The sequence below is a fragment of the Protofrankia coriariae genome (genome assembly GCF_001017755.1).
In the GTDB taxonomy this organism is placed as follows: Bacteria; Actinomycetota; Actinomycetes; order Frankiales; family Frankiaceae; genus Protofrankia; species Protofrankia coriariae.
In genome coordinates, this window is the sequence record NZ_JWIO01000086.1 from 1 (window position 1) to 4,497 (window position 4,497).

The following is a 4,497-nucleotide window of genomic DNA, read 5'->3' on the forward strand; positions in this document are numbered from 1 at the left end:
TTGTCCCGCTCGTCCAGCGACGCGGCACGAGGGTCCCCCGGCAGCTCGCGAAGCGTGATCCCCACGGGTGACAGTCTGCCGCACAGGTCTGACAATCACGCCAAGACCCTTGCGNGATCTCACGCGAAGACGGAGTGCTGGACGCCCGCGCCCGGGCCATGGGCCACCGGCGCCGCCGCGTTCGGGGCCGAAGTTCCTGGCCAGCCCGTTCCAGCAGCCGAGCAGTGTGGCGGACTCGTCGATTCTGATCTCACCAGACTCGGACATGGCCTGCTGGAAGTTCTTGGCGAGGTACCGCTGTCGACGGCGAGGACCAGCACCTTGTCATCGGCGAGCAGGCGGTGAAGCCGCTCTGGCCACGGTTCGCGGTGACCAGGTCGATCCCGACGTCGGTCACCCCGGCACGGCCAGGCCAGGCCGTCCACTGCCAGACCTCGGAGACACCCCGGGTCGGTCTCCAGATATGCCTTGATCAGCCGCTCGAACTTATCGCCGTTGTCCCGCTCGTCCAGCGACGCGGCACGAGGGTCCCCCGGCAGCTCGCGAAGCGTGATCCCCACGGGTGACAGTCTGCCGCACAGGTCTGACAATCACGCCAAGACCCTTGCGACACGGTCAGCACCGGCTGCGATGCGACAGAACATGCCCGGTGGGCTTGGTCCGCGGCTCCGTGATCGTCCACCGCAGGCTGCTCGCCCCGCGTAGTTCACTCTCGCGTGCGTGTCGCGCCGAGAAACCGGTCTGACTGACGGAGGGGCTACGCCGGCTCGGTGTCCCGAGCGGCCTCGCCAGCCTGCCCGCTCCAAACCCGATCTGGCACCCGCTTGGCTGGGCCATCCGCACCTCGGCCACTGCGGAGCCTCACGCAACCACGAGCACCAACGGTCACCATCGGAGCCGGCCCCACCGGAAGCCCGGCATTGTGCGAACCAGCCCGCCATGCCCGCTGACCTGCATCTGTGAACTGTCGGCGATCGCACCGATCGATAGGTGTGACCTATTTGCCCAGGTCGGAGGCTAGCTACGGAGCGTGGTGGGGCGGGTGGGACTCGAACCCACGACCGACGGATTATGAGGGCTTCAGCACATGATCCACCGGCGTCCGTAGACGTCCGCTGGTGCTGGTCACTGGGTGGACCTCGTCCGCCGGGCTCTGTCCGCGTCCGGGCTCGTCCACCCACTTGGCTGCCACCGTGGCTGCCGACGGCGGTGGACCACGCCCCGTTCTGACCAACCGTACCGCACTGGAAAAAGTCGCCCGCCAAAGGCATTCGGCAGCCTACGATCGCAGAGAACGAGGGAGGCGACCCGACAGCCAAATTACCTATTTTCAAGAACCTCGGCGAAGTTATGATCCGTCGATCTCATCAATCCACTCTTGCGGAATTAGCTTCTCTCCTCCGCGCCATCTATGAACGACAGAGTCCTGAAACCATTCCTCCGGCAGGTTCGCGTGATCACACACAATCACCTGCATATTTGGTGCCAACTCGTTCACAGTATTGTACATGAGACGGTACATTCGCCTCACCGCCGCCTGGTCTGCATCGTCTTCGAGAGTGCCAGAGTTCTGCGCGACCTCGGACCGATACCATGCCTGTGACGGTTGATCAAGCATCAGTATGCGCGGAACGGGTCGTTCTCGCCTCACGAAATATCGGTGCAGAGCGAGATGGGCGACAAGATGATAGCCAACCCAATTTTCGCCGCTTCCAATACGGAACAGCGGAGCAGGGCCATCTTCGGTGTCCGCGACGACCGTAAGTCGATTCATGTCGATCCGGACGTTTCCACTACCGTGTTCAAGTTCCAGATCAGTTGCCCATCGTGTCATGTCCTGGCTAATCGCCACCAGGCGCGAAGTCAACTGTTCCCTTTCCTCATCTGGATCGAGTTCCGCCTCTAGACTGTCGACCTGTGCCCTCAGCCCGTCGCGAATACGCCTAAGGTTACTCAATTCCGACTCGGAGGAACCTTCCATAGTTGACAAAAAGCTATGGATTCGTCCTCTCATGAAATCCACACGAGATCGATCGGGTAGTGCTTGGGACACTGTCTGTGCCGACACGATCGACTCAAGGGCTCGCTCGATCGTGCGAACCTGATCGCGCATGGAAGCCAAGTCGCCATCCAGTCTCAAAAGGGCCGCACGACGAGACGGCCTCGCCGCGTCTACTCCTCTTAGATCATTATTCAGGCGCTCAAGGCTCTGCTGAAGTTGAAGGGGGATAGGGTCCGGTTCCGTTAGTGCCGAACCACAGATGGGGCAAAGCGACCCGGGACTACTCTCTTGATCCGAAGACTGGGTTGGAAAAAGATTCAAACTCGTTAGTCGTGCCACGTGACTTCTCGCCGCACCAACATAGTCTGTTTCGCTTCTATCTTGCGCCAGAAGCAGATCCCGATCAACCGACATAGCTCGCATCTGCCCGCGGAGTCGATCTCTGTCGTTCTGAAGATTGGCGAGGCGTTCGGCTATAGCGGATCCTGCAGCATCTGGTTCCTGCGTCGCCGTGACAGCTGCCTGGAGCCTTCTCACCATCTCAACTCGGCTTGGTGGCTGCTCTGGTTCAACCATACCCAGCGCATAGGCCTCCCGCCAGATTGCCCCGAGGCCTATATCGGTCGAACGCGCGGCCTCTTCGGCTTGTCGAAGCGTATTCTCCGCTCGACGAAGGTCACGACGTGCAGCCACCAGTTGTGCCCGTTTGAGCGCCTGGTCAGAAGCCACAGCGCCGACGAAGTAGGGTATCGTGTCCTTCAGGGTCTGAGAAATTCCTGGTTCGCCCTGGCGATGGAAGAGAAGATTTCGATCAGCTACCTCACCTTGCCGCTGTAGGCATAGAAGCGCCGCGTGGCCAATATTCACCTCGTATGGAGATCGGGCGGAATATGTCGCTGGCTCGAACTGGTTCTCTTCGATTCCAATTCTCCGGCCGAGTTGCTCCCGAACGCTGCGCGAGTCCGTATTTACAACCAGGCGAGAGGAGTCCAAAGGCTCCAATCCTGATCCAAACTCGAGCATTGCCTGCTGAGTCGTCGCCCGACCAGGAAGAGGCCTCGGACGAGCTACGAAGGCACGGCCACCTTCCAATTCGAACAGCACCCCATACCAGGCGACCGTTCGAGTAATCGGGCCGACAGGCATTTGCATTTCGTCGCGACCAAGGCAGTATTCAACGATATCCAGCAGAGCACTCTTGCCGGTCTTGCTGTCGCCAGTGACGATATTGAGAGCACCCGGAGAGAATCGTATAACCCGTCGACCTCCCGACGAATTATACAGTGCGATCGCAAGTATCTGCATGACAGTTAAGGCTCCACCCCTAGAACAGCGAATATAGTCACGGGACTATTAACCTTGCCGAACCATCGGCCCAAGAGATTCGCCTTACGAACCAGCTCACCGACCTCGTCCGCGACTTCAGTGCCCCTCTTCCGCCTGAGTTGATGCCCTAGCAACCGTCCGCCATCGATCTCCAATATACCGTGCACCAGTCCGAACCGAATTCCCTCTCTGACCGGTTCGACAAGACCGCGGGCACGTAGTGGGAATCCTGCGCGGATAGTCGGGTTTCGAGATACCCAGGTCGTCAGATGGGTCGCGGTACTCGCCGGCAGCGCCTCACGGCTTCCGCGATGCAGCACCAAAGGAGCTGCAACGAAGGCCATTGGCCAAGGCATCGCCTCGTTCGCCTCTCGGCGGTAACCGCTAGCAGTCGAGGCCGTGACTACCGCCAGCAATGCCGGATTTAGCATGGCCTGTACTACCTTCGGCCGATCCCCCCACGCTGCCAATGGCCACAGCCTTTCACCTTTATCTAGCCCTATCCGTTAGGATACTGGAACTTTTAGGAGCATTTCAAGACGGCTCCTGAAATCGGGATGCCAGCCAATCTTTCCGACATCAGCTAGGCCGTGGCGCATTCCTCGCACGAAGAATGGATCATCATACTGAGGGCGGACGCGAAGTTCAGTTCGATCGAGAAGTTGATGTAGCATCGACCGACCCGCAGCCCGCATGGTTTTCTCATCCGCAGCATCGCCAAGTTCGACCTTCATCCACTCGAATTGCCCCTCCCATTCGGCGATCAGGTTCGCCTCAAGGATTTCAATCTCGGCGATTCCAATTAGATCCTCAGCGACCCATCGCGTCTCGTGCACGAACGCGCGGTAATAATCAACGATCGCCAATTGCAAATTCCGGGGAGGGTATTCTACCCAGTGCATCTGTCGGACGAAGACACGGTCTTCATGTTCGCCCGAGAGACTTTCTATGTCGACCTCGGTTCGCTGAACTAAGGTAGGTAGATTCTCGGCCGTGAATTTGTCGCGAATCTCGCCGATGGCGGTTCTGGCAGCGCCTACCCCGACGCTCCTGCGTCGCCCTTGAAGGAGCGCTAGAGCCTGGTCATCCCACCATTTCCAGACCAGTGCGAGGAAGATGTCTTCATGTCCCGTCGGAAGTGACCAGTAGCAATGCCGCTAAGATAAGAT

Annotated in this window: 5 protein-coding genes; 1 reads left to right on the forward strand and 4 read right to left on the reverse strand. The window is 59.4% G+C overall.

Going from position 1 to position 4,497, the window contains the following annotated elements; all coding sequences use genetic code 11:
• Window positions 1-250: 250 nt before the first annotated feature.
• The gene (locus FrCorBMG51_RS34270; protein WP_420848669.1) at window positions 251-397 is read right to left on the reverse strand and encodes a hypothetical protein; all 147 of its coding nucleotides are present in this window, start codon (window positions 395-397) and stop codon (window positions 251-253) included.
• Between FrCorBMG51_RS34270 and FrCorBMG51_RS32255 the strand changes: the two genes are divergently transcribed.
• Window positions 342-566: a hypothetical protein gene (locus tag FrCorBMG51_RS32255; RefSeq protein ID WP_047225304.1), complete on the forward strand. Its 225-nt coding sequence runs from the start codon at window positions 342-344 to the stop codon at window positions 564-566. The genes FrCorBMG51_RS34270 and FrCorBMG51_RS32255 overlap by 56 nt on opposite strands.
• Before the next feature lie 782 nt (window positions 567-1,348).
• Here FrCorBMG51_RS32255 and FrCorBMG51_RS27700 read toward each other — a convergent pair.
• Genes FrCorBMG51_RS27700 through FrCorBMG51_RS28865 form a run of 3 tightly spaced genes read right to left on the reverse strand, consistent with a single transcriptional unit; the run spans window position 1,349 to window position 4,230 of the window.
• Entirely contained in the window at window positions 1,349-3,307 is a 1,959-nt protein-coding gene (locus FrCorBMG51_RS27700; protein ID WP_086055670.1) for a DUF3732 domain-containing protein, read from the reverse strand.
• Between the two features lie 5 nt (window positions 3,308-3,312).
• A complete protein-coding gene (locus tag FrCorBMG51_RS34275) occupies window positions 3,313-3,798 on the reverse strand; it encodes a three component ABC system middle component (protein ID WP_420848670.1) in 486 nt (161 codons plus the stop codon).
• A gap of 36 nt (window positions 3,799-3,834) precedes the next feature.
• Complete coding sequence (locus FrCorBMG51_RS28865) at window positions 3,835-4,230, reverse strand: ABC-three component system protein (protein ID WP_338052812.1); 396 nt, start codon at window positions 4,228-4,230, stop codon at window positions 3,835-3,837.
• Window positions 4,231-4,497 lie beyond the last annotated feature (267 nt).